Source organism: Sphingopyxis sp. SE2, assembly GCF_032227185.1.
In the GTDB taxonomy this organism is placed as follows: Bacteria; Pseudomonadota; Alphaproteobacteria; order Sphingomonadales; family Sphingomonadaceae; genus Sphingopyxis.
Genome location: NZ_JAPMXW010000001.1, coordinates 2,702,501 through 2,725,343 on the forward strand (window position 1 = coordinate 2,702,501; position 22,843 = coordinate 2,725,343).

Consider the following 22,843-nt stretch of genomic DNA (forward strand, 5'->3'; position numbering starts at 1 on the left):
CTCGCCTTCCTTAATGGGTGGGGATTCGCGAGCGCGCTTGTGCAATCCGACTCGGTCGACCCGTTCCGAATCAGACAAGCGTTCGGCCTGCTGCTGCTGCTCAACGCGCTGCTCGCCGCGATCCAGTTCTTCGGCGCGCCGCTCGCCGCGGCCTATTATGGGCAGCCGATGGTCGCCGACCTGCTTCGCGTGCAGGCGCTGCTCTTCCTCGCCACGCCCTTCATCGCGCTTCCCGAAGTGATGATGAGCCGCGCGCTCGATTTCCGGCGCCAGGCGATCGTCAATCTGCTCGCGGCGTTCGCGGGCGCGGGCACCGCACTCGGCTGCGCGCTCGCGGGCTATGGCGTGTGGACGCTCGTCTATGCGCCGATCGCGATGTTCTGGACGCGCGCTATCGGGCTGACCCTCGTCGCGCGGCTGCTCGTCTGGCCGAGCTTCAACTTCAAGGGATGCGGCCAGATCGTCGGATTCGGATCGGCGGTGCTGTTCAGCCAGCTCTTCTGGCTGGTGCAAAGCCAGTCGGACATTTTCATCGCCGGCGCGCGATTCGATGCCCACGCGCTCGGCCTTTATGCCGAGGCGCTCTTCCTCGCGCAGATATTCATGGCGAAGTTCGTGCCGCCGCTGAACGAGGTCGCCTTCCCCGCCTATGCGCGAATCAAGAGGGATGCCGCCGCGGTGCGCTGGTCCTTTCTGAAGACGGTGCGAATCCTGATGCTCGTCGCCGCGCCCTTCTATTGCGGGCTCGCGGTGGTCGCCGCGCCGATGATCGAAACGCTGTTCGGGACGAAGTGGCTGGGAATGGCGCCCTATATCCAGCTCATCTCGCTCGCGCTGATCCTGATGACGGTGCAGATTCTCTTCGCCCCGGTCACCAATGCGCTCGGCAAACCGTCGATTTCGATGTTCACCGCGATGAGCGGCGCGATTCTCTTTCCGGTGTCATTCCTCGTCGGCGCCGAATGGGGGCTGATCGGCATGGCGTGGGCGTGGCTGATCGCGGCCCCCCTGCTCCTTATCGTCACCGCGCGGCTGTCGGCGCCGCTGATCGGCATATCGCTGTGGGATGTCGCGCGCGCGATGCTGCCGGGACTCGCGCCCGCACTGGTGATGGCGATCGGGGTCGGCTTTGCGGGTCAGGCGCTCGAATCGCTCGGCCTCGCCGCGCCGGTGCAGCTCGCGCTGCTCGTCGGCCTTGGCGTGGCGCTATACGGCGCGCTCCTGTGGCTGCTCGAACGCGAGGCGCTCGCCGAGGTGATCCGTCTGGTGCTTCGTCGCCGGCCGCCCGCCGCCGACGCGCCGACTCAGGACGCGATATAGTCGCGCATCGCCGCGGCTTCGGCCTCGATCTTGTCGATGCGATATTTGACGAGATCGCCGATCGACACGAAGCCCACCATCTTGCCGCCATGGACGACGGGCAGGTGACGGATGCGCTTTTGCGTCATCTGCGATAGCGCGCCGATCACCGCCATGTCCGAATCGCAGGTCACCGGCGATTTGGTCATCACCTCGTCGAGGCTGCGGTCGAGCGCGTCGGGACCATAAGAGGAGAGGAGGCGAACGATATCGCGTTCGGAAAAGATGCCGACCACCATATCGCCCTCGAGCACCGGAACCGCGCCGATTCGATTCTGCGCCAGCAGGTCGATCACGGCGCGGACCGCGTCGCCCGGCCGCGCCGAAATCACCGCCCCGGTCCGTTCACGAAGAATCGCTCCGATCGTCATAGCTGCCGCTCCCATATTTGGTTCTGTTGCCGGGCAAGCCTATCATGATTCGCCGGTGGGACGAAACGTCCCACCCGCCGCAATGCCGCTTGGCCGCGGCGGCGGCTTGGTCCATGGAGGCGCGCATGGTCAAACGCTCTCCGCTCGACAATCGCGACACGTCGAATGTCGCCTGGGCGCGCTATCGCCGGCTGATGAAGGGCATGGCGCTGGTGTCGCTGCTCGCCGTCCTCGGCGCGCTCGGCTGGCTGCGCTTCACGATGGGCGAGGCGCTGACGATCCATATGATCATAGCGACCGCGGCCGGCATCGGCCTGTCGGTGATGCTCGGCGCGGCGCTGATGGGACTCGTCTTTCTGTCGAGCGGCAGCGGCCACGACGAATCGATCGAAGACCCTTTCGAAGACGACCCGGATCTGAAACCATGACCGAACCAACGCCCCCCGATTGCCCGCGCGACCCGATCTTGCGCGTCGTCCCCCGCCCCGCCGACATCAACGCCAACGGGCATATCTTCGGCGGCTGGGTGCTGAGCCAGATGGACATCGCGGGCGGCATCGTCGCCGGGCGCGTCGCACAGGGCGCGGTCGCGACGGTGGCGATCGAGACGATGGAGTTCATCGCACCGATCCTGCTGCGCGACATCATCTCGGTCTATGCGCATCTCGAGCGGCGCGGGCGCACGTCGATGGGCATCAGGATCGAAGTGATCGCGACGCGCGACGGCGGGCGGACCGAGGAGCGCGTCACCGAGGGGCTGTTCACCTTCGTCGCGCTCGACGAGAATCACCGCCCGCGCGCGCTGCCCCCGGCTTAGTCTTCCGCCTTCACGCGGTAGTGGAACGTCTTGCTGCCGTTCGCGGGGACGCGGACGACCCAGGTGAGCAGGCCGTCGCGGCGCGGAAGCTTGCGGATGCGCGAATCGAGGCGGTCGCTGTCGTCGACGTCGAAGCCGAGTTCGACGTCCGCGGGATGCGGGTTCGCATTGGTCACGGTGATGCGATAGTCGTGCTGGCCATTCTTCGGCGGCATATAATTCTCCATGTCGATTCGCACCTGGCTGCTCTCGCCGATGACGAGATCGACCTTCTCGCCGACCGCATGGTCGCGCATCCGGCCCTCGCCGACCAGCATCTCGCGGCCGCCGACGGGCTCGAACACCGCCGCCTGTCCGCTCGGCAGCGGAACGCCCAGCCCTTCGGCCTTCTTGTTCTGCATCCGCAGCAGGATTTCGGGCTCCATCGCCTCGCCCTCGTCGCCCGGATAGACGCGCAGGCGATAGATTGTGCGAAACGGCACGCCGTCCTTGACGAGCAGCGCGACCTGTTTCTGTCCGTTCGCGGCGACGGTGACCGGGATGGGCACGCGATAGAGTTTTAGGTCGCCCAGATCTTCCTGGCTCGCGACGATCGCGACGGGCGTCGTCATCATCGCGCGCTGCATGCGCGATCCGGTGACGACGATGCTGTCCATGCCCTCCTCCATCGCCGCGGGCGGCGGCGGCGCGGGCGGCGGGGGTGGAGGCGGCGCGCCATAGCGTCCGCTGCCGGTCGGAAAGCAGCTGAGATGCAGCGGCGGCGTGCGCGGCCGTTCGGCGAGTTCCTCGAAATCGCTGACTTTATTGAGCGTCCCCGCGATCGCCGCCAGCCCGGCGTCGGCGAAGCTCTCGCCATTGCTGTTGGCGACGGTCAACCAGGCGAAGAGGTCGAGCGTCTTTCCGTCCTCACGCACGCGGGCGACATAATTGCTCGCCCAGTCGAAGCCGGTCGACAAATAGGTGAGCGTCACCGTGGCGCGCTGCGCCGCCGGGCTGCGCGTCGTCACCGACAGCGTCGGCTTCGCGGTCAGCCCCGCGGGCACGCCGTCGTAGAGAATCGATTCGGGAACGCCGGTGCAGCGCAGGGCTTCGTAACCCGCCGATGTTTGCAGCACGACCGCCCCCGCCGGACCCGAGCGGATGATCGCCTCCTCCTCGGTAACCTTGCCCGTCGCGCGACTGGTGCGGCGGATATGGACGCGGTTGCCGAGCGAGCCGTCAAGCAGGCTGGCGGGCGACAGCAGCGCCGCGTCGCGATTTTTCTGCACCACCCCGCCGGGCAAGCCGGTGACGATCGCCGATACCGCGATCATGCCTTCGGCGACGCCTTCGAATCGCACCGTCGCCTCGCCCGCGGGAAGATCGATCGTCCGCGTCTCGGAGATCAATGCGAAACCCTCGAGCCAGTTGGGCGAAATCTCGCCGCCCTCGTCGCGGCCGGGGTCACGAAAGACGCTGACCGAGACTTTCTCGGGGGCGAGCGAGGTCACCGCGGGCTGCGCCGCCGCCGGGGATGCGGCGAGCATCGACAGCAGGAGCGGCCAGCGGCGCATCACCGGCCGCGAATCAGGTGCGCGTTTCAAAGGTGGCGGTGATCGTCGCCTCGCCATTGGCGGGCAATTCGACCCGCCAGCGCGTGCCGTCGCTGTCGAGCCGCTCGCTCTTCCGGCTTTCGTCGACGATGCGCGTGTCGTCCCAATACCAGTCGAGCCCGCGCTGGATGAGGTCGAGCGTGACCGGATTCGCCCGCGCGTTGGTGAGCAGATAGGATATTTGCGTCCGCCAGCGACGGTCCGAAATGCGCTCGCGCTTCATGACCGTCGCCTGTACCTTGACGTCGAACGCCTGTCCGGTCGCGAGGCCGAGTTCGCTTCCCATCGGCGTATGGCCGATGTTGTTTTCGCCGATGAACTGCGGATCGCCGCGCATGTCGCGCTGATAGAAGCGCACCGTTCCCGCGGGCAGCGCGTCGCCGAGGCCGCCGCCCTTCGCGCCCGTGTTGAACTTGATCACGCTCGCCGCACTGGCGGGCTCGGTCATCGTCTCGAACCCGCCGACGGTGAATTCATAGATTTTTTGCGCCGGAACGCCGCTGACGTCGAGGAAGCTCACCTGCTTGGTCTGCGCATTGGCGATCGTCGTCCGTTCGGCGAGCGGATAGAGATAATAATCGCCGAGCTGCTCGCGCGGCGCGGTTTCGGTGCCCGCGCGGCGGAGGTTGCCCGGCGGCTGCGGGCGCGGGCGATAGGCGGGCGAGACCGCGCCGCGGGTCGAGGGCGTTCCCGCGACGAGCAAAGTCTTCGCATTGTCGAAGGTCGTGCCGGTGTTGTTGGAGAGCGTCACCCAGCCCTGGACGTCGATCGTCCCGGCCTTTTCGTCATAGAGCGAGACATAGTCGGCCGCCCAGCCGAGCCCGTTCGTGAGGTAGGAGAGCGTGGCGGGCCGCGTCCCCGCCCGGTCGCTGTCGACGGTGATCGACAGGGTCGGCTTGGCGCGCAGGTTCGGCGGAATCTTGTCGAAGATCACGCGCACCGGCAGCCCGTCGTCACGCAATATCTCGATCCGCGGGCCGATCTGCAGCACGACGCCACCATTGACCGCGAGCACCTTGGCGCGTTCGCGCGTTTCGGCGCCGGTGGCGGGGTTGGTGCGCAGCAGCGTCACCGTCTCGCCCACCGCCTTTTGCATCAGCGCATTCGGCGAGAGCAGATCATAGTCGAAATTCTGCTCGACGATCGCGGTGTTCGCCGCCGCGAAGGAAACCGTCTGCGTTCGGATCTGCGCCGAAACATCGGGAAATTCCTGTCGCGTCCGGCCGGCAGGGAAAGCGATCTGCCGGATATCCTGAACCAGCGACTGGCCGCCGTTATAGATGGTGACGGCAAGATCGCCCTGCGCATTGCCCCTTGTGGGGTCCTGCGCCGCCGCGGGGGCTGCCGTCAGGACGAACGGAACGCAAAGCATTGCCAACGCACGCATAAAAAGCCTCCCCGCGAATATCCCGCGGGGAGGCTATGGCATGTCGGATTCAAATTCTAGCGCGAAATCGCGGGCCTATTCGGCTGCCTCGACGTCGCTATTGCGCGCCGCGAGCGTGCGGCGGGTGCGGCGCGGCTTGGCGGCGGGAGCCTCGTCGGCCGCTTCGCCCTCGGCGCTGCGTTCCGGCCGGCCGATCGCCGGCGGCAGCACGGCGGTGTCGATCCCGGCATTTTCCGCGGCATTGCCCTTGTCGGCGCCGTCGTCCTGACGCGCGCGGCGGGCGGGACGGCGCGCGGGGCGCGGGGCGGGTTCCTGCCCGGCGGCTTCGTCGCGCGGTGCGGCATCGCCACGATCGTCGCGACCTTCGTCCTCGTCGCGATTGCGCGCGGCGCGCCCGCGCGATTGCTGGCGATTGCCGCGATTGTCGTCGTCGCGATCGCCGCGCGCTTCACGGTTGCCGCGATTGTCGCGCGGGCCGCGGTCGCCCCGATCATTGCGATCGCTCCGCTCGTCGCCGCTTTCGCCGTCGTCGCGGCCGGTGTCGGTGTCGATATCGCCGTCGGTATCGTCATGGCCGTCGAAATCCTCGACGCCGCGAATCTCGCGGCCGCGATCATTGCTGCGTTCCTGGCCGTTCGCCGCGGCCTTTTCTTCCTGCCGGGCGCGGAAGTCGCTCACGACGCGGAAATAATGGTCGGCGAACTGCAGATAATATTCGGTCTGAACCCGGTCGCCCGCAAGCTGCGCGTCGCGCGCGAGGTTGCGATATTTTTCGATCATCTGGGCGCCGTTGCCGCGCGCCCGGCTGTCGATGCGGTTGGCTTGGTCGACCCCGCCGCGACCGCCCGACTGCGAGCGGTTGTTATTGTTGCTGTTGTTGTTGCGGCCGCGACGGCGACCGCTCTGCCGGTTGTTCATGTTCAACTGAGACATCCTGTCGAATAAGCTAATAAGCTACGCCAACCCCTTTTGGCCGATCGCGCCAATTGCGCGTCGCGCCCGCGCCATGCGCGGTTCTTGCCCTTTACCGCTTGCGCCGGGCCCCAAGGCCCCGCACCAGCATCGTAAGTGGGAAACAGACCAGCCGGACCGATCAAGGTACCCGTGCCGTGTCTGTAAGCCGCCCCTACCGCGCTTTGCCGCGGAAACCAAGCGAATTCTGTGCGGGTGTCAGGGGCGGGTCAGCAAAAGCGCCCTGTCGCGGCCGCCCAGATCCTGTCTGCAGGCGACCTTGAATCCCGCGGCTTCGGCGAGCTCACCCACCGAAATATGTTGTGTGCGCCCGATTTCAAGGATCGCGACGCCGCCGGGCGCCAATATTCGCGGCAGATCGGGAATGATCCGGCGATAATCGTCGAGGCCGTCGGTGCCGGCGAACAGCGCACCCGCGGGCTCATGATCGGCGACATCGGGCATCAGCTTCTCGTTATCGGCGATATAGGGCGGATTGCAGAGGATGAGGTCGAAGCGGTCCCTGACCTCCTCCGCCCAATTCCCCTGTTTCAGTTCGGCGCGATCGGCCAGCCCGAGCGCCGCCGCATTGGCCCGCGCATAGCCGAGCGCCGTTTCGCTGGCATCGACGCCGAGGCCGCTCGCCGCGGGCCATTCGCAGAGCGCCGCGTAGAGAAGCGTGCCGGGTCCGGTGCCGAGATCGAGGATGCGCTTCGGGCCGGCCGCGCCGAAATGCTGGACGGCCGCTTCGATCAAACTCTCGCTGTCGGGTCGCGGGATCAGCACGCCGGGACCGACCCCGATCCGCGCCGTCCAGAAGTCGCGATAGCCGAGAATGTAGGCGACCGGTTCGTGCGCCGCCCGGCGCGCTACGAGTGCGTCGAAATCCGCCGGCAGGGCGAAGCGCGCCGGATCGAGCAGCAGCGCCTGCCGCTCGACGCCCAGCGCATGCGCCATCAGCAATTCGGCATCGAGCCGCGGCGTATCCGAAACCGCCGCGAGCCGCGCCGCCGCATCGCGCAGCGCGGCGCTTACCTCAGTCACCCAGCCCCGCCAGCCGCTGCGCCTGATCCTCGGCGATCAGCGCGTCGATCAGCTCGTCCATCTGTCCCTCGATGATCTCGGGCAGACGGTGGAGCGTCAGGTTGATGCGGTGGTCTGTCACGCGCCCCTGCGGGAAATTATAGGTGCGGATGCGTTCGGAGCGGTCGCCCGACCCGACCATCGACTTGCGCGCCGACGCCTCGGCGCTGTGGATCTTCTCGCGCTCGAGATCGTAGAGCCGCGCGCGCAGCACCTGCATCGCCTTGGCGCGATTCTTGTGCTGGCTGCGCTGGTCCTGCTGGATCACGACGAGGCCGGTCGGGATATGCGTGATGCGGATCGCCGAATCGGTCGTGTTGACATGCTGCCCGCCGGCGCCGCTCGCGCGGTAGATATCGATCTTGAGGTCATTGTCGTTGATCGCGACGTCGACTTCCTCGGCCTCGGGCAGCACCGCAACGGTCGCGGCGCTGGTGTGGATGCGCCCCTGGCTTTCGGTCGCGGGGACGCGCTGGACGCGGTGGACGCCGCTCTCGAACTTGAGCTTCGCGAAGACGCCCTGGCCGCTGACCGACGCGACGACCTCCTTGTAGCCGCCGACCTCGGCCTCGTTCGCCGAGATGATCTCGACCTTCCACCCCTGCGTATCGGCGAAGCGGCTGTACATGCGCAGCAGATCGCCCGCGAACAGCGCCGCCTCGTCGCCGCCGGTGCCGGCGCGGATTTCGAGCATCGCGGCGCGTTCGTCGGCGACATCCCTGGGGAGCAGCTTGATCGCGAGATCATGCTCGGCCACGGGCAGCGCGTCCTCGATCGCGGCGATTTCTTCGGCCGCCATCGCCTTCATCTCGGGGTCGGCAAGCATCTCGTTCAGCGAGACGAGCTCGCCGCGCAGCCGCGTCACCTCGGCGGCGGCTTTCGCGACGGGTTCGAGCTCGGCGAACTCCTTCGACGCCGCGACGAAATCGGCGGGCGCCATGTCGCCCGTCGCCATGCGCGCCTGCAAGGCGGCGTGGCGTTCGATGATGGCGTCGATCTGTCTTTCGGAAACGGAGGTCATCAGAGCGTACGAATGATCGCGTCGATCGTTATCGTCAGTTCGCTATCGCCGCGAATGTTTGTGTATGATTGGCCATCACGCGTGCCGATTGCAATCAGAGAGAGCGCGGGAATCTTCCCGGCCTTGTCAAAGCGTTTGCGCGGCGAGCCGGTAGCCACGATTTCAGTCGCAAGCCCCTTGTGGCGCATTGCCGCAAGCAACTTCATCGCATACTCAATCAGACCATCGTCCTCGACCGCGATCACTGCGTCGAGCCGGGTATCGATCACGTCGTCGTCAAGCAACATCGCCAGCCGCTCGATCCCCGCTGCCCAGCCGACCGCCGGGGTCGGCGGACCGCCGAGATTCTCGATCAGCCCGTCATATCGCCCACCGCCGAGCACGGTGCCCTGCGCGCCGAGACGGTCGGTGACGAATTCGAACGCGGTGTGGCGATAATAGTCGAGCCCCCGCACCAGCCGCGCGTTGCGCTCCCAAGCGACGCCCGCGGCGTCGAGACCCGCGGTCACTGCGCCGAAGAAATCCTGTGCCTCGCTCGTCAGAAACGCATCGATGTCGGGGGCGCTGTCGGCGATCGGGCGGTCCTTGGGATCCTTGCTGTCGAGGATGCGCAGCGGATTCTTGTCGAGCCGCGCTAGGCTGTCTTCCGACAAATCGCCGCGATGCCCCTCGAAATGCTCGACGAGCGCCGCGCGCCATGCGTCGCGACTCGCCGCATCGCCGAGCGTGTTGAGCGTCAGTGTCACGCCCTCGGCGATCCCCAGCTCTTTCAAAAGCTGATCCGCGAACACCAGCAATTCCGCGTCCGCCAGCGGGCTGTCGCTGCCCAGCACTTCGGCATCCAATTGATGGAACTGGCGATACCGCCCCTTTTGCGGGCGTTCGTAACGGAACAAGGGCCCGTGCGTCGCGACCTTCAGCGGCGCGAACTGCTGCCAGCCGTTGGTGACATAGGCGCGCGCGATCCCCGCGGTGAATTCGGGACGCAAGGTGATCGATTCGCCGCCGCGATCCTCGAACGAATACATTTCCTTCGAGACGACGTCGGTCGTCTCGCCGAGCGAGCGCGCGAACACCGCGGTCGGCTCGATCACCGGCACCTCGATCCGCTTGAAGCCGTAAAGACGGCGCACGCGGTCGAAGGTATCGACGACATGCTGGAAACGGTCGGCGAAATCGCCGAGCATGTCCTGCGTGCCGCGCACGGCCTGCGGCGTCGGGATTCTGGCGGATTTGTCCTTGCTCATGGAGCGGGCGTCTAGTCGATTTTGCCGGGGGCGCAAAGTCCCCTCTCCCCTTGCGGGAGAGGGATGCGCAGACTTGGCAGCTTGCTGCCTAGTCGTAGCTGGGTGAGGGGTAGCGAGCCATTGGCTCGCGCGGTCGCGTTGCGACCGCAACCCCTCATCCAACTGCGCCTAGCCGCTTTGCGGCAAGGCTTCGTATCCTTCTCCCGCAAGGGGAGAAGGTTGTGGAAGAAAGCATTTCCTGCCTAAAGGACAGGCCATGAAAAAAGCACCGTTCGTCGCAGCCGCGTTCTTCGCCCTCGCCCCCGCCGCGCATGCCGAGGAAGCGGGCAGCCGCCCCCAGCCGGTCGTCCAGCCGCTGACCATCCCGCTGCCCGCCGACAAACCCTATCCGGGGACGATGCAGCTGCGCGTCGATGCGACCGACGTTGCGCGCGGCATCTTTCACGTTCGGCAGACGATCCCGGTGGCGAAGACCGGGAAGCTCACCCTGCTCTATCCCGAATGGCTGCCCGGCAAGCACGCGCCGCGCGGCGCGATCGCCGAGATGGCGGGTTTCAAGGCCTCGGCGGGCGGCAAGCCGCTCGCCTGGACGCGCCAGCCGACCGACGTCTACGCCTTTGACATCGACGTCCCTGCGGGCACGAAGAGCATCGACGTCACCTTCGACTTCCTGTCGCCGACGCGCACGAGCGAGGGCCGCGTCGTCGTCACCCCGGCGATGATGAACCTGCAATGGGAACAGGTCAGCCTCTATCCCGCGGGCTATTTCACGCGGAATATTCCGGTGCAGCTCGACGTGACGCTGCCCGAAGGCTGGACCGGCGTGGCGGCGCTCGACGGGCTCAAAGTATCGGCGGGCCGCTACAGCTTTGCCCCGACCAATTACGAGACCCTCGTCGACAGCCCGATGTTTGCGGGGAAATATTTCCGCAAATGGGACCTCGGCAACAAGGTGACGCTGAACGTCGTCGCCGACGAAGCGAAATATCTGGAGGCGAGCCCCGACCATATCGCACGCCACGCAGCGCTGGTGTCCGAAGCCGTCGCGCTGTTCGGCGTCCGCCATTTCGACCGTTATGAATTTCTGCTCGCGCTCAGCGACGAACTTGGCGGGATCGGGCTCGAGCATCACCGTTCGAGCGAGAACAGCCGCAACCCCGACTATTTCACCAAATGGGAGGAGAATGGCAGCGAGCGCGGACTGCTCCCACACGAACTCGTCCACAGCTGGAACGGCAAATATCGCCGGCCGGACAAGCTGTGGACCCCCGATTATCGCACCCCGATGCAGGGCAATCTGCTATGGGTTTACGAAGGCCAGACGAGCTTCTGGGACCTCGTGCTCGCCGCCCGGTCGGGGATGCAGTCGAAAGAGATGGTGCTCGCCGAATGGGCGACCAACGCCGGTTATTACAGTGTCCAGCCGGGGCGCGAGTGGCGCCCGGTCGAGGATACGACGCTCGACCCGGTGATCGCCGCGCGCAAGCCCAAGCCCTTTTCGAGCTGGTCGCGGAGCGAGGATTATTACAACGAGGGATCGCTGATGTGGCTCGAGGCCGACATGCTGATCCGCGGCGCGACGAACAACGCCAAGAGCCTCGACGATTTCGCCCGCGCCTTTTTCGGCGGACGCGAAGGCGATTGGGGGCAGCAGGTCTATGATTTCGACGATGTCGTCGCCGCGCTCAATGCCATCCATTCCTATGACTGGGCGACTTTCCTGCGCGAACGGATGCAGACGAGCGGGCGCCCCGCCCCCACCGGCGGGATCGAGCGCGCAGGCTATCGCCTCGTCTGGCGCAACACGCCGAACGTCTTCGATCGCGACCGCATGGCGCAGGCGAAGAACGCCGATCTCACTCATTCGCTGGGAATGTCGATCGACAAGGATGGCGTCGCGACGGGCATCCTGTGGAACGGTCCTGCCTTCAAGGCCGACATCGTCAATGGCACGAAGATCGTCGCGGTCGAGGGACTCGCCTATAGCCGCGAGCGAATCGAAGCGGCGGTGCAGGCGGCAGCCGACGGCAAGACGCCGGTGCGGCTGCTGGTCGAGCGCGGCGGGCGCTATCGGAATGTCGATATCGACTATCACGGCGGATTGCGCTGGCCGCACCTCGAAAAAAGCGGGGAAAAAAGCGGGAGCGGCCCCGACTGGTTCGATCGGCTATTGGCGCCGCGGCGGGCGCTGTAGCTCCCCTCCCGCCCGCGGGAGGGGACCTAAGCTTCGATAGACGCCCCCTCGACTTTTGGCTCTTTCCGGCGCTAAAGGCGCGCGCAATTCAAAAACACAAAAGGATCTCCCATGCGCATCGACCTGATTCCCGCCGGCGACAACCCGCCCGACAGCCTCAACGTCCTGATCGAAGTGCCGATCGGCGGCGAGCCGGTGAAATATGAATTCGACAAGGCGTCGGGCGCACTGTTCGTCGACCGTTTCCTTCATACCCCGATGCGCTATCCCGCCAATTACGGCTTCGTTCCGCACACGCTGGGCGAGGATGGCGACCCGCTGGATGCCCTGGTCGTCGCGCGCTCGCCGATCGTCGCGGGCGCGGTGGTCAAGTGCCGCCCGATCGGCGTGCTCAACATGGTCGACGATGCCGGCGGCGACGAGAAGCTGCTGTGCGTTCCCGTCAACAAGACCTTTCCCTATTACGATAAGGTCGCGACCTATAAGGACATGCCCGAAATCGTGCTCCAGCAGATCGAGCATTTCTTCACCCACTACAAGGATCTCGAACCCGGCAAATGGGCCAAGCTCAACGGCTGGGGCGATGTCGACGAGGCGAAGCGCATCATCGTCGAATGTATCGAACGCGCGAAGAAGGTCGGCTTCTAATTTTCGTCCGCGGGCGCCGGGTTCTGATCCGGCGCCCCGACCATCCGCACGTCGGTGCGCGGATAGGGAATGCGGATGCCCGCTTCCTTGAACCGGTCCCAGATCCCCAGAAAAACTTCGCCCTGGATGTTGCCGAGCCCCGCCTCGGGGTCCGAAATCCAATAACGCAGCTCATGCTCGACGGCGCGTTCGCCGAAGGCGGTAATCCACACGACGGGTTCGGGTTCGGCGAGGATGCGCGGATTTTCCTTTGCCGTTTCGACCATCAGCCGCTGCGCGAGGCGGAGGTCGCAGTCATAGCCGACCGGAACGCGCATCCGCACGCGCACCTCGGGGCTGGCAAAGCTCCAATTCTCGACCGCCTGCGTCATCAGCAGTTCGTTCGGAATCAGATGCTTCTTGCCGTCGCGGGTGATGACGTTGACCGCGCGCACGCCGATCTTGGCGACGCGCCCGACGTTGGGCATCCCGCCCGGCAAGCTGATGCCGCCCATCGCGCTGCCGTCGCCGACGACGACGATGTCGCCCGGCTTGATCGAGCGGTCCATCAGCAGGATGATTCCGGCGATCAGATTGCCGACGGTTTTCTGTAGTCCGAAGCCGATCGCGAGGCCCGCGGCGCCCGAAAAGACCGCCAGCGCGGTCAGGTCGATGCCGAGCAGGTCGATGCCGAACAATATCGCAAAGACGAAGAGCGCGATCGCGATCAGCTTTTCGGCCAGCAGTCTTTGCGTCGCGTCGATCTGGGTGTTGCGGCGAAGCAGCCATTTGGTCGAGCGCAGCACGATCCGCACCGCGATATAGAGCAGGATCGCGACGATGACCGTCGAAAACAGGCCATAGAGCGACAGCCGGTACGAGCCGACGTCGATGCCGATCGCTTTCAGCGTGTCGATCGCGCGGACGGTCGCTTCGGACAGGCCGTCCATCGCGCTCAACCCCGCATCGCCGCAAAACCGCGTTCGAGATCGGCGATCAGATCGGCCGGATCCTCGAGCCCGATCGACAGGCGGACGAGCGGGTCGGGGTCGGCCCAGCGGGTCGCGGTGCGAATAGTCGCCGGATCGCTCGGCACGACGAGGCTTTCGTAGCCGCCCCAGCTGAAACCGATGCCGAAATGGGCGAGTGAATCGATGAAGCGCGTCCGCGCCGCCTCGTCGGCGCCCTTCAGCGTGAAACCGAACAGCCCGCTGGCGCCCGAAAAGTCGCGCGACCAGATAGCATGCCCGGGATCGCCGGGCAGCGCGGGGTACAGCACGCGGCCGACCTCGGCGCGGTCCGCGAGCCAGTTCGCGACGGCAAGGCCATTTTCGCCCTGCCGCTGCATCCGCACCTCGAGCGTCCGGAGGCCGCGCAGGACAGCCGCGCAATCGTCGGGCGAAACCGACTGGCCGAGCTGGTAGGCGGCGCTGCGAAGCTTCGGCCACACGGCGCGAGTCGCCGTCAGCGAACCCATCATCACGTCGCTGTGCCCGCCGACATATTTGGTGAGGCTCATCATCGCGACGTCGACGCCGTGCGCGAGCGCAGGGAAAAGCAAGGGTGTCGCCCAGGTGTTGTCGAGCATCGTCAACACACCCCGCTCGCGCGCCACGGCAGTAATCGCCGGAATATCCTGCACCTCGAAGGTCAGGCTGCCGGGCGATTCGAGAAAGATCAGCCGGGTTTCCGGCCTAATGAGGTCGGCGATTCCCGCCCCGACAAGCGGGTCATAATAGCTCGTCTCGACGCCGAGCCGTGCGAGCATGGAGTTGCAGAAGGCGCGCGTCGGTTCATAGGCGCTGTCGACCATCAGCAGATGGTCGCCCGGCGACAGCAGCGCGAGCAGCCCCGCCGAATTGGCCGCGACCCCCGACGGGTAGAGCAGGGTCCCTTCGGCGCCCGCCTCCATCCCGGTCAGCGCATCGGCGAGCGCCCACACGGTCGGCGTCCCGCGCCGGCCGTAATAAAGCTTGTCGTGCGTCGCATGGCCGCGCGCCTTGAGGTCGGCGATATTGTCGTAAAGGATCGTCGAGGCGCGCCAGACCGGCGGATTGACGATTCCGCCGCCGAGCCGGGGATCGCCGGTCCACTCGGGCCGCCGTCCGCCCTGCACGAGTTTGGTCGCAGGGCGGAGGCTTGGATCGTCGTTCTTGCTCATCGCAGCCTTGTTAGCGGAGCACGGGCCAAAATCCAGCGATGCAACGACGTGGAGCAAACTAATCCGTTCGCACTGAGCCTGTCGACGTGCCGTTGTTCTTTCAGCGATACAGAAGGAAGAACGGTGCTTCGATAGGCTCAGCACAAACGGTTAGAAAGCCGCTTGGGCGTTTCAGGCCGCCCCGGTCGCCTTCGGCGTCGCGGGGTCGGCGCCCCATTCGAGCCAGCTGCCGTCATAGACTGCGACATCGTCCTTGCCGAGCAGATGCGCGCCGAAGGCGACGACGGTGGCGGTCATGCCGCTGCCGCAGGTGGTGACGAGCGGCTGGTCGAGATCGACTCCGGCGGCGTCGAACGCGGCCTTCAGATCGTCGCCGCGCTTCCATGTGCCGTCGGCGTTGAACAGCTCGCCGTGCGGCAGGCTGCGCGAGTTCGGGATATGACCCGGCGCGAGGCCCGGACGCGGGTCGCGTTCTTCGCCGGTGAAGCGCGCCGCGGGGCGCGCGTCCACGACCTGCTCGGCGCCGCTGTCGACGTTCGCGACCATCTGTTCCTTGGTGCGCACCGCCTTCGCGTCGCGCCAGACGGTAAAGTGGCGGTGGCGCAGCGTCTGCTTGCCCATTTCGAGCGCGCGGCCCTCCGCCTTCCACTTGGCGAGACCGCCGTCGAGCAGCGCGACGTCGTGCGCACCGAACAGCTTCAAAAGCCACCAGGCGCGCGCCGCGCTCTTCAGCGGGCTGTCGTCGTAAAGCACGATGCGGCTGCCGTCGCCGAGCCCCAGGGACTGCATGCGGCTGGCGAATTTCTCGGCGGAGGGAGCCATGTTTTCGACCGCGTTCGACGCGTCGGTCAGCTCGGCCAGGTCCATGAACACCGCACCGGGGATGTGCCCCGCTTCATATTCGGCGCGCGCGTCGCGATCGGTCCCCAGAAATTTCGTCGCATCGACGACCCGCAGGTCCGATGCCCCCAGTTCGCGTTCCAGCCAGTCGGTTGAGACCAAGGCGTCCATGTCATGCTCCTGTTACGACCGGTCGGGAACCTTGTTTGCCTGTCCCTCGCCCGGCCATCCTGCTGTGGCTTCTTTCCGGGGATAGTCAGCCTATGCCCCCACCCCTGCTTTTTCAAGCTGGTCCGTCCTGCCGCAGTCGATGCTGCACCGCAACAGAAAACCAGTGCAGTTTTGAGCCGGACTATTGGCTGCGCTTGATCGCGGTCGCGCGCGCGCCGGGTCGGTCGACGGCATAGGAGGGCCGGTCGAGCGGCAGCGGCGCGAGCTTCTCGCTGCCGCTCGCGCCCTGTTCGCGGCCGATGACGAAGCTGCCCGCATTCTGGCCGAACGCCTCGCCCTCGCCGTCCCAGTGATAGGTGATGTCGAATGCGATGACGGGGACGATCATCGGCTTGCCGCCGATCATCAGCGGCTCGATCGCGGCGCGCGGCAGCATCACTTCGGTCGACAATTCCTCGCCCGCGCCGACCGCCAGCGCGATGTCGTCGCGCAGCACGCTGCCCCCCGCGCCGTCGAAAAAGCGACTGAGCACCGGCTCGGTCATCGCCGAGCCCTGACCCAGCGCGATGCGCACCATCAGGCCGGTCGCCGGCACCGTCCCCTGGTTCATCAGGTTGAGCGCGAAACCGACCGCCACATGATCGGGCGCGAACCGGATGCTGCGGATGTCGAGCGCCATGCCGACCACGGCGCGCTTTTCGTCCGCGGCGCGCGTGACTAGCGGATGGGCGGACGCCGCCTCGGGTCGCGATACCGGTGCGGGTGGTGGAGCGGGCGCCGGACGCGGAACCGGCGGAGCGGCAGGCTTGGGCAGCGGGGCGGCCGCTCGGGCTGCCGGACGCGGGGTCTCGTCAACCTCGTCGACCGCCGGACCGGCTAGCGCGGTGCGGCGACGCCAATACCAGAAAGCGGCACCCCCCGCCGCCAGAACCGCGAGCGCCCAGGCCCAAATCGGCGTGCCCGAGGGCGTCTCGGCCGGCGCGGCGGCAACCGGCGTTTCGTCCGCAGTTTCCGGCGCTGCGTCCACGGTTGCGGGCTGCGGCGGCGCGGCCGTATCGAGGGGCGGCAATGGCTGGTTATCGGTGGTCGTCGCGGGCTCCACCGTTTCGGGCTGGGCCGGACGCGGCGTCGCGGTTGCGGGGGTCTCGCGACGCGCGGGAGCCGGGGCGGGGGTCGCCGTATCCGGCCGCGTCGGCGTCACGCGCGGCGGCGCAACGGGCTGCGGCGATGTCGGTGCTGGAGTCGGCGTGGGTGTCGGCTGACCCCGCCGCTCGCCCGGCGCCACCGGAGGCAAACCATTGTCCGACGGGCCCTGCACGCCCGGCGTGCGGCCGTCGTCGGTAGGCGGCGGCAGGCGGAAATCGATCGGGGGGGACGACGTCGTCGTATCCTGCGCGGCCACAGGACCGCCCGCAGCCAGCGTTGCCGCCGCCAGCGCAAACGCCGCCGCCTGTTGTCGCCCGAAGTTACGCACCGTCATCTTGTCCGCGATCCCACGCTAACCATATGTCGCCCGCGCCGCTGAATTGGCGCTGAACCTTGCAGCGGTCGATTTCCGGGCACCGGCCCGGATGACATCGGCCGCGCTGCGCACTAGAGCCTTTCCATGACCGATTCCACCCCTACCCCGCTCGCGCCCAAACATCTCGGCCAATCGAGCGAACTGCCCGTCTCACCCGAAGCGGCCGTCCTCGATTATGTCCCTAATCCGCGCGCCGGAGAGCTTTATCTCGTTCGCTTCGCCGCGCCCGAATTCACGTCGCTCTGCCCCGTGACCGGCCAGCCCGATTTCGCGCATCTGGTCATCGATTACGCCCCTGGCGAAACGATCGTCGAATCGAAAAGCCTCAAGCTCTTCCTCGGCTCGTTCCGCAATCATGCGGGCTTTCACGAGGATTGCACCGTCGGCATCGGCCGCCGCCTGTTCGACGAGATGCGGCCCCAATGGCTGCGCATCGGCGGCTATTGGTATCCGCGCGGCGGGATTCCGATCGACGTCTTCTGGCAATCGGGAACCCCGCCCGCAGGACTGTGGCTCCCCGATCAGGGCGTTGCGCCCTATCGCGGGCGGGGATGAAGATTCATCTTTCCGTCACAATATATTGACACTAGTGTCAACGATATGAGCGCAACCGCCCTGCCCCACGACCATGACATCAAGGTCGGACCCGACGTCATCGACTTCATGGGGCATGTGAACAACGCCCATTATCTGAGCTGGGTGCAGGAAGCGGTGCTCGCGCATTGGCGCCATATCGCGCCGCCCGAAGCGGTCGCGGCCCATCTGTGGGTCGCGCTGAAGCACGAGATCACCTACCGCCGCCCCGCCTTCCTCGACGATCAGGTCATCGCCACCGTGATCCTCGAGAAGGTTCAGGGCGCGCGCGCCTTTTACGAGACGATCATCAAGCGCGGCGAGGATGTGCTCGCCGAGGTCAAGTCGAGCTGGTGCTGCATCGACGCCGAAACGCTTCGCCCCGCGCGGCTCGCGAGCGAAGTGGTTGCACGCTTCTTTCCTGGCGAGAAGAGCTAGCACCCGCCCCGTTTCGCAGGGGCGGGCGCCTTAAAGCAAAAGAAGAATTTTACGGGCTGACCGGATCGTCATTGTCGTCATCGACGACCAGCCAGATGCCGCCGGCAATGATGGCTAGACCCAGCACGATCGCGATCCAGCTTGCGCCTTCGAGATTATTTTCACCGCTTACAGCCGATGTCGCACGCGCGCCGTCGATTGCAGATGCTGCCGAAGCCGCCACCGGCGCAAGGACCATCGAAGCTGCCGCGATAGCGATCGCGCCCTTTTTCAATCTTTTCATCATCACAAACTCCTCCAGCTCGCCCGAAACGCGGCCCGCGAGCGATCGTTCCATTTTTGCAGGAAAAGGTTGAATCCAAACGTTATTAGGCGATCTCGAAGCGGATCGGCAGGCGCTTCAACCCGCCGACGAACACCGATTCGACGCGTGCGGGTTCGCCCGCGAGTTCGAGGCTCTCGAGGCGCGGCAGCAGCTCCTCCATCAATATCCGCATTTCCATGCGCGCGAGATGCTGGCCGAGACAGACGTGTGCGCCGAAGCCGAAGGCGATCTGCTGGTTCTTCTCGCGATCGGGGTCGAAGGCGAAGGGATCGCCGAACACATCCTCGTCGCGGTTGGCCGATACATAGTTCAGCATCAGCCAGTCGCCTTCGCGGATCGTCTGGCCGCCGATTTCGACGTCTTCGCGCGCGCTGCGCATGAAATGCTGGACCGGCGTCGTCCAGCGAATCGCCTCCTCGATCAGACCGGCCTTGTCGCTTTGTGCATCGCGGAAACGGGCGAACAGCTCGGGGCTCTTCGCCAGTTCCATGATCGCGCCCGCGGTCGAGGCGCTCGTCGTGTCGTGACCCGCGGTCGCGATGATCATATAATAGCCGGCAAGCTCGCGATCGGGGATCGGCGCGCCGCCGACCACGGCATTGGCGATCACCGTCGCGATATCCTCGCGCGGATTGGCTCGGCGGTCGGCGGTCAGCGCGCCGAAATATTGTTCGAAATCGGCGATGACATAATTGAGCATCGCGATCGCCTGTTCGGCACTGGTGATCGCCTCGCGGCTGCGGTTGAGCTCGGGATCGGTCGATCCGAATAATTGCTGCGTCAGCATCAGCATCCGCGGCTCGTCCTCGGGCGGCACCCCCAATATGTCCATGATCACGCGCAGCGGATAATGCGCCGCGACGTCGCGCGCGAAATCGCATTCACCGTCCATCGCGAGCATCTGTTCGACCGCATTGCGCGCGTGGTGACGGATCCGGTCTTCGACGATCTTCAAATTCTTGGGCATGAACCAGGCCTGGGTGAGCAGCCGGTATTTCATATGATCGGGGGCATCCATCTGCACCAGCGAACGGATGAGGTGCCCGTCACCCCCCGGCGTCGCGGCGCGCGCGATCGCCTCGCCGTCGCGGTTGGTGAGCACCGTGGGGCGCAGACCATTGGCGAAGCGCTGCGGATCGCGGCTGATCGCCATGATGTCGGCGTGGCGCGTCACCAGCCAGAAGGGATCGAGCTCGGGGTTTTCGGCCACCGCAAGCGGCGCATTCGCCCGCGCCCATGCAAGCTTTTCGTGCAGCGGGTCCCAATTGCCGTATGCGACGGGGTCGACGACGGCGGCGGCTACCTCTCCGGGCAATATAGGTTTCGTCATGCAACCAAGCTGCCGCGAATCGCGTCGTCTGTCGATAGGCTTTGACCACCCGTCGAAGCGGCGCCCGCGCGAACGCCGCATCGGCGTAGCGCGGCATAAAATAACCGGGGATTTCATCATGAAAACAATTGCACGTCGTTTCCTTTTCGCCGCCGTCTCGTCGCTCAGCCTCGCAGCCTGTGCCGCGCAGCCGGGGATCGCGCCGACCGCACCCGTCGCGACCGCACCCGTCGCAGCGGCGCCCGCGCTCGCCGGCGCGCCGCTCGACGCGAGCATCCCGAGCCAGCTGCCGCGGATCGCGCGGCCGGTGCATTACGACATCAGCGTCGTCCCCGATGCGCAGGCGCTGCGCTTCACCGGCGAGGCGGGCATCGACATCATATTATACGAACCCTCGGCGGTGCTGACGCTGAACGCGCTCGACCTCGACTTCGCGGGCGCCAGCCTCACCGGTGCCGACGGCAAGGCGATTCCGCTGACCGCGACGACCGATGCCGCGGCGCAGACGGTGCGTTTCACCGCGCCCGCGCCGCTCGCGCCGGGCAAATATCGCCTCGCTACCCGCTACACCGGCACGATCAACACGCAGGCGAACGGGCTTTTCGCGCTCGATTATCCCGACAAGGTCAGCGGCGACGAGGTGCGCGGGCTGTTCACCCAGTTCGAGGCCCCCGACGCGCGGCGCTTCGTCCCGAGCTTCGACGAGCCGAGCTACAAGGCGACCTTCAGCCTCTCCGCCACCGTCTCCGCGGGCGATCTTGCGGTGAGCAACATGCCCGTGGCGAGCGAAACGCCGGCCCCCGGCGGCAAGAAGAAGGTGACCTTCGAGATCTCGCCCAAAATGTCGTCCTATCTCCTCTTCTTCGCGACCGGAAGTTTCGAGCGGCTCGCGGCGAAGAGCGAGGGCGGCGTCGAGGTCGGCATCGTGTCGCCCAAGGGGTCGGGCGAGCAGGCGCGCTTCGCGCTCGACAGCCTCGGTCCGCTGCTCGGCTATTACAGCGACTATTTCGGCCAGCCCTATCCGCTGCCCAAGCTCGACAATGTCGCGGGGCCCGGTCAGTCGCAATTCTTCGGCGCGATGGAAAATTGGGGCGCGATCTTCACCTTCGAGCGCATCCTGCTCGACGATCCCAAGATCACGAGCGATGCGACGCGGCAGGCGATCTATTCGGTGCAGGCGCACGAGGTCGCGCACCAATGGTTCGGCGACCTCGTCACCATGGCGTGGTGGGACGACCTCTGGCTCAACGAAGGGTTCGCGAGCTGGATGGAAACCAAGGCGAGCGATCATTTCCATCCCGATTGGCAGCCCTTGCTCGACCGCGTCGATGGCCGCGAGCGCGCAATGGGGCTCGACGCCTTTGCGACGACCCACCCGATCGTCCAGACGATCCGCACGGTCGAGGACACCAACCAGGCGTTCGATGCGATCACTTATCAGAAGGGCGAGGCGGTGATCACCATGCTCGAATCCTACGCCGGCGAGGATGTGTGGCGGCAGGGTCTGCGCACCTATATGGAAAAGCACAAATATGCGAACACGCGCACCGACGACCTGTGGAACGCGGTCGAGGCGGCGGGCGCCGAGGGGCTGACCGCGATCGCGCATGATTTCACCAATCAGCCGGGCATTCCGCTGCTGCGCGTCGGCAGCGTGACCTGCGCCGGCGGCAAGACGATTGTCGAGGTGGCGCAGGGCGAATTTTCACGCGACCGCAAGGACGCGATCGAAGCCGAAGGCCGCCGCTGGAAGGTGCCCGTTCTCGCGCGCGCCGGCACTGGCGCGATCGCGCGGCAGGTAGTCGCGAGCGGGACCGGCACGCTGACCCTGCCCGGCTGCGGCGCGGTGCTGATCAATGCCGGTCAGGCGGGCTATTACCGCACGCTCTATTCGCCCGCCGCGCTCGCGGCGCTGCGTGGCGCGTTTGCGACCTTGGCCCCGATCGACCAGCTCGGGCTGCTCGGCGACAATTTCGCGCTCGCTTATGCCGGTTATCAGCCGATGGGCGCGGCGCTCGACCTGCTGGCGGCGGTGCCGAATGATGCAAACCAGAAGCTGCTCGGCGACGCCGCCGGGCGCTATGCCGCGCTCTACAAGCTGTTCGACGGCCAGCCCGCGGTGCAAAAGCAGATCGCGGCACGCGGCACCGCGGCGCTCGGCGCGGCGATGGCGCGGCTCGGCTTCGACGCGCGCGCCGGCGAGCCCGCACTCGACAGCATCTTGCGCTCCGAATCGCTCGGCGCACTCGGCACGCTGGGCGATGCCAAAATACTCGCCGAAGCGCGGCGGCGCTTCGCGCTGCTCGACCGCGATCCCGCCGCGCTCGACGGCCCGCTGAAGGCGCGCTGGCTGAGCATCGTCGCGGCGAACGCGGGCGACGCCGAATGGAACAAGCTGCGCGCAATGGCGAAGGCGTCGAAGTCGGCGGTCGAGCGCAGCACTTTCTACACGCTGCTCGGCTCGGCGAAGGACGAAGCGCTCGCCAAGCGCGCGCTCGCGCTCGCGCTGACCGACGAACCCGGCAAGACGGTCAGCGCCTCCATCATCGGCGCGGTCGCGGCGAACCATGCCGAAATGGCGGTCGATTTTGCGCAGGCCAATCAGGCGGCGGTCGACCGGCTGATCGACGCCTCGGCGCGCGCGCGCTTCCTCGCGGGGCTCGCCGCATCGTCGAACGACCCCGCAATGATCGCAAAGCTCGAAGCGATCGCGGCGCCGCTGCCCGCCGATGTGCGCAAACCCTATGACAAGGTGCTGGCGAGCCTGAAGGAACGCAGCGTCAGCCGCCCGCGCATCACGCGCGAAACCGCGAGCTGGCTGAAGGCGAAGTAGG

21 protein-coding genes (1 of these 21 only partly in view) are annotated in these 22,843 nt (G+C 66.4%); 8 read left to right on the forward strand and 13 right to left on the reverse strand.

Annotation, left to right across the window (positions count from 1 at the left end; all coding sequences use genetic code 11):
• A protein-coding gene (locus tag OVY29_RS12830; RefSeq protein ID WP_313911549.1) for a lipopolysaccharide biosynthesis protein crosses the window boundary here: on the forward strand, positions 1-1,320 show its 3' portion. It extends 213 nt beyond the left edge of the window; the window shows 1,320 of its 1,533 coding nt (coding positions 214-1,533); its start codon lies beyond the left edge, outside the window; its stop codon occupies positions 1,318-1,320.
• Here OVY29_RS12830 and OVY29_RS12835 read toward each other — a convergent pair.
• A complete protein-coding gene (locus OVY29_RS12835) occupies positions 1,305-1,730 on the reverse strand; it encodes a CBS domain-containing protein (protein WP_037556697.1) in 426 nt (141 codons plus the stop codon). The genes OVY29_RS12830 and OVY29_RS12835 overlap by 16 nt on opposite strands.
• Before the next feature lie 125 nt (positions 1,731-1,855).
• Here OVY29_RS12835 and OVY29_RS12840 point away from each other — a divergent pair, with 125 nt between their 5' ends.
• Both OVY29_RS12840 and OVY29_RS12845 read left to right on the forward strand, forming a co-directional pair.
• Complete coding sequence (locus tag OVY29_RS12840; RefSeq protein ID WP_037556703.1) at positions 1,856-2,158, forward strand: hypothetical protein; 303 nt, start codon at positions 1,856-1,858, stop codon at positions 2,156-2,158.
• The gene (locus OVY29_RS12845; protein ID WP_037556698.1) at positions 2,155-2,547 is read left to right on the forward strand and encodes an acyl-CoA thioesterase; all 393 of its coding nucleotides are present in this window, start codon (positions 2,155-2,157) and stop codon (positions 2,545-2,547) included. Before OVY29_RS12840 ends, OVY29_RS12845 begins: the two co-directional genes overlap by 4 nt.
• On the opposite strand, the gene OVY29_RS12850 is transcribed toward OVY29_RS12845, so the two are convergent.
• The 6 genes from OVY29_RS12850 to hisS form a co-directional block, all read right to left on the reverse strand.
• Positions 2,544-4,100, reverse strand: coding sequence for a hypothetical protein (locus OVY29_RS12850; RefSeq protein ID WP_313911550.1), 1,557 nt, complete (start codon positions 4,098-4,100; stop codon positions 2,544-2,546). The genes OVY29_RS12845 and OVY29_RS12850 overlap by 4 nt on opposite strands.
• A gap of 13 nt (positions 4,101-4,113) precedes the next feature.
• Complete coding sequence (locus OVY29_RS12855) at positions 4,114-5,526, reverse strand: DUF4139 domain-containing protein (protein ID WP_081933180.1); 1,413 nt, start codon at positions 5,524-5,526, stop codon at positions 4,114-4,116.
• 75 nt (positions 5,527-5,601) lie between these two features.
• Positions 5,602-6,444, reverse strand: a complete 843-nt coding sequence (locus tag OVY29_RS12860; RefSeq protein WP_037556928.1) for a DUF4167 domain-containing protein — start codon at positions 6,442-6,444, stop codon at positions 5,602-5,604.
• A gap of 252 nt (positions 6,445-6,696) precedes the next feature.
• Positions 6,697-7,521, reverse strand: a complete 825-nt coding sequence (gene prmC, locus OVY29_RS12865; RefSeq protein ID WP_037556927.1) for a peptide chain release factor N(5)-glutamine methyltransferase — start codon at positions 7,519-7,521, stop codon at positions 6,697-6,699.
• On the reverse strand, positions 7,514-8,581 hold the full coding sequence (prfA, locus tag OVY29_RS12870; RefSeq protein ID WP_037556926.1) for a peptide chain release factor 1: 1,068 nt from the start codon (positions 8,579-8,581) through the stop codon (positions 7,514-7,516). Before prfA ends, prmC begins: the two co-directional genes overlap by 8 nt.
• The gene (hisS, locus tag OVY29_RS12875; protein ID WP_037556925.1) at positions 8,581-9,828 is read right to left on the reverse strand and encodes a histidine--tRNA ligase; all 1,248 of its coding nucleotides are present in this window, start codon (positions 9,826-9,828) and stop codon (positions 8,581-8,583) included. The genes prfA and hisS overlap by 1 nt, the downstream gene beginning before the upstream one ends.
• Before the next feature lie 256 nt (positions 9,829-10,084).
• Between hisS and OVY29_RS12880 the strand changes: the two genes are divergently transcribed.
• Entirely contained in the window at positions 10,085-12,022 is a 1,938-nt protein-coding gene (locus tag OVY29_RS12880; protein WP_037556923.1) for a M61 family metallopeptidase, read from the forward strand.
• Positions 12,023-12,133: 111 nt separating this feature from the next.
• The gene (ppa, locus tag OVY29_RS12885; RefSeq protein ID WP_037556922.1) at positions 12,134-12,670 is read left to right on the forward strand and encodes an inorganic diphosphatase; all 537 of its coding nucleotides are present in this window, start codon (positions 12,134-12,136) and stop codon (positions 12,668-12,670) included.
• On the opposite strand, the gene OVY29_RS12890 is transcribed toward ppa, so the two are convergent.
• From OVY29_RS12890 to OVY29_RS12905, 4 genes are all read right to left on the reverse strand, one after another.
• The gene (locus OVY29_RS12890) at positions 12,667-13,599 is read right to left on the reverse strand and encodes a mechanosensitive ion channel family protein (RefSeq protein WP_052182408.1); all 933 of its coding nucleotides are present in this window, start codon (positions 13,597-13,599) and stop codon (positions 12,667-12,669) included. The genes ppa and OVY29_RS12890 overlap by 4 nt on opposite strands.
• Positions 13,600-13,604: 5 nt before the next feature.
• The gene (gene metC / locus OVY29_RS12895; protein ID WP_037556921.1) at positions 13,605-14,810 is read right to left on the reverse strand and encodes a cystathionine beta-lyase; all 1,206 of its coding nucleotides are present in this window, start codon (positions 14,808-14,810) and stop codon (positions 13,605-13,607) included.
• A 171-nt stretch (positions 14,811-14,981) separates the two neighbouring features.
• The gene (sseA, locus tag OVY29_RS12900; RefSeq protein ID WP_037556919.1) at positions 14,982-15,821 is read right to left on the reverse strand and encodes a 3-mercaptopyruvate sulfurtransferase; all 840 of its coding nucleotides are present in this window, start codon (positions 15,819-15,821) and stop codon (positions 14,982-14,984) included.
• 181 nt (positions 15,822-16,002) lie between these two features.
• On the reverse strand, positions 16,003-17,301 hold the full coding sequence (locus OVY29_RS12905; protein WP_037556918.1) for a hypothetical protein: 1,299 nt from the start codon (positions 17,299-17,301) through the stop codon (positions 16,003-16,005).
• A 126-nt stretch (positions 17,302-17,427) separates the two neighbouring features.
• On the opposite strand from OVY29_RS12905, the gene queF reads away from it, so the two are divergent.
• Entirely contained in the window at positions 17,428-17,898 is a 471-nt protein-coding gene (gene queF / locus OVY29_RS12910) for a preQ(1) synthase (RefSeq protein ID WP_037556917.1), read from the forward strand.
• Positions 17,899-17,943: 45 nt separating this feature from the next.
• Positions 17,944-18,354: an acyl-CoA thioesterase gene (locus OVY29_RS12915; RefSeq protein WP_037556916.1), complete on the forward strand. Its 411-nt coding sequence runs from the start codon at positions 17,944-17,946 to the stop codon at positions 18,352-18,354.
• Positions 18,355-18,403: 49 nt separating this feature from the next.
• Here the strand turns inward: OVY29_RS12915 and OVY29_RS12920 are convergent, their stop codons facing one another.
• Complete coding sequence (locus OVY29_RS12920) at positions 18,404-18,640, reverse strand: hypothetical protein (protein WP_152567669.1); 237 nt, start codon at positions 18,638-18,640, stop codon at positions 18,404-18,406.
• A gap of 82 nt (positions 18,641-18,722) precedes the next feature.
• Positions 18,723-20,009 (reverse strand): cytochrome P450, encoded by a 1,287-nt coding sequence (locus OVY29_RS12925; RefSeq protein WP_037556914.1) that lies wholly within the window; start codon positions 20,007-20,009, stop codon positions 18,723-18,725.
• A gap of 118 nt (positions 20,010-20,127) precedes the next feature.
• Here OVY29_RS12925 and OVY29_RS12930 point away from each other — a divergent pair, with 118 nt between their 5' ends.
• Complete coding sequence (locus tag OVY29_RS12930; protein ID WP_081933181.1) at positions 20,128-22,842, forward strand: M1 family metallopeptidase; 2,715 nt, start codon at positions 20,128-20,130, stop codon at positions 22,840-22,842.
• Position 22,843: the final 1 nt, after the last annotated feature.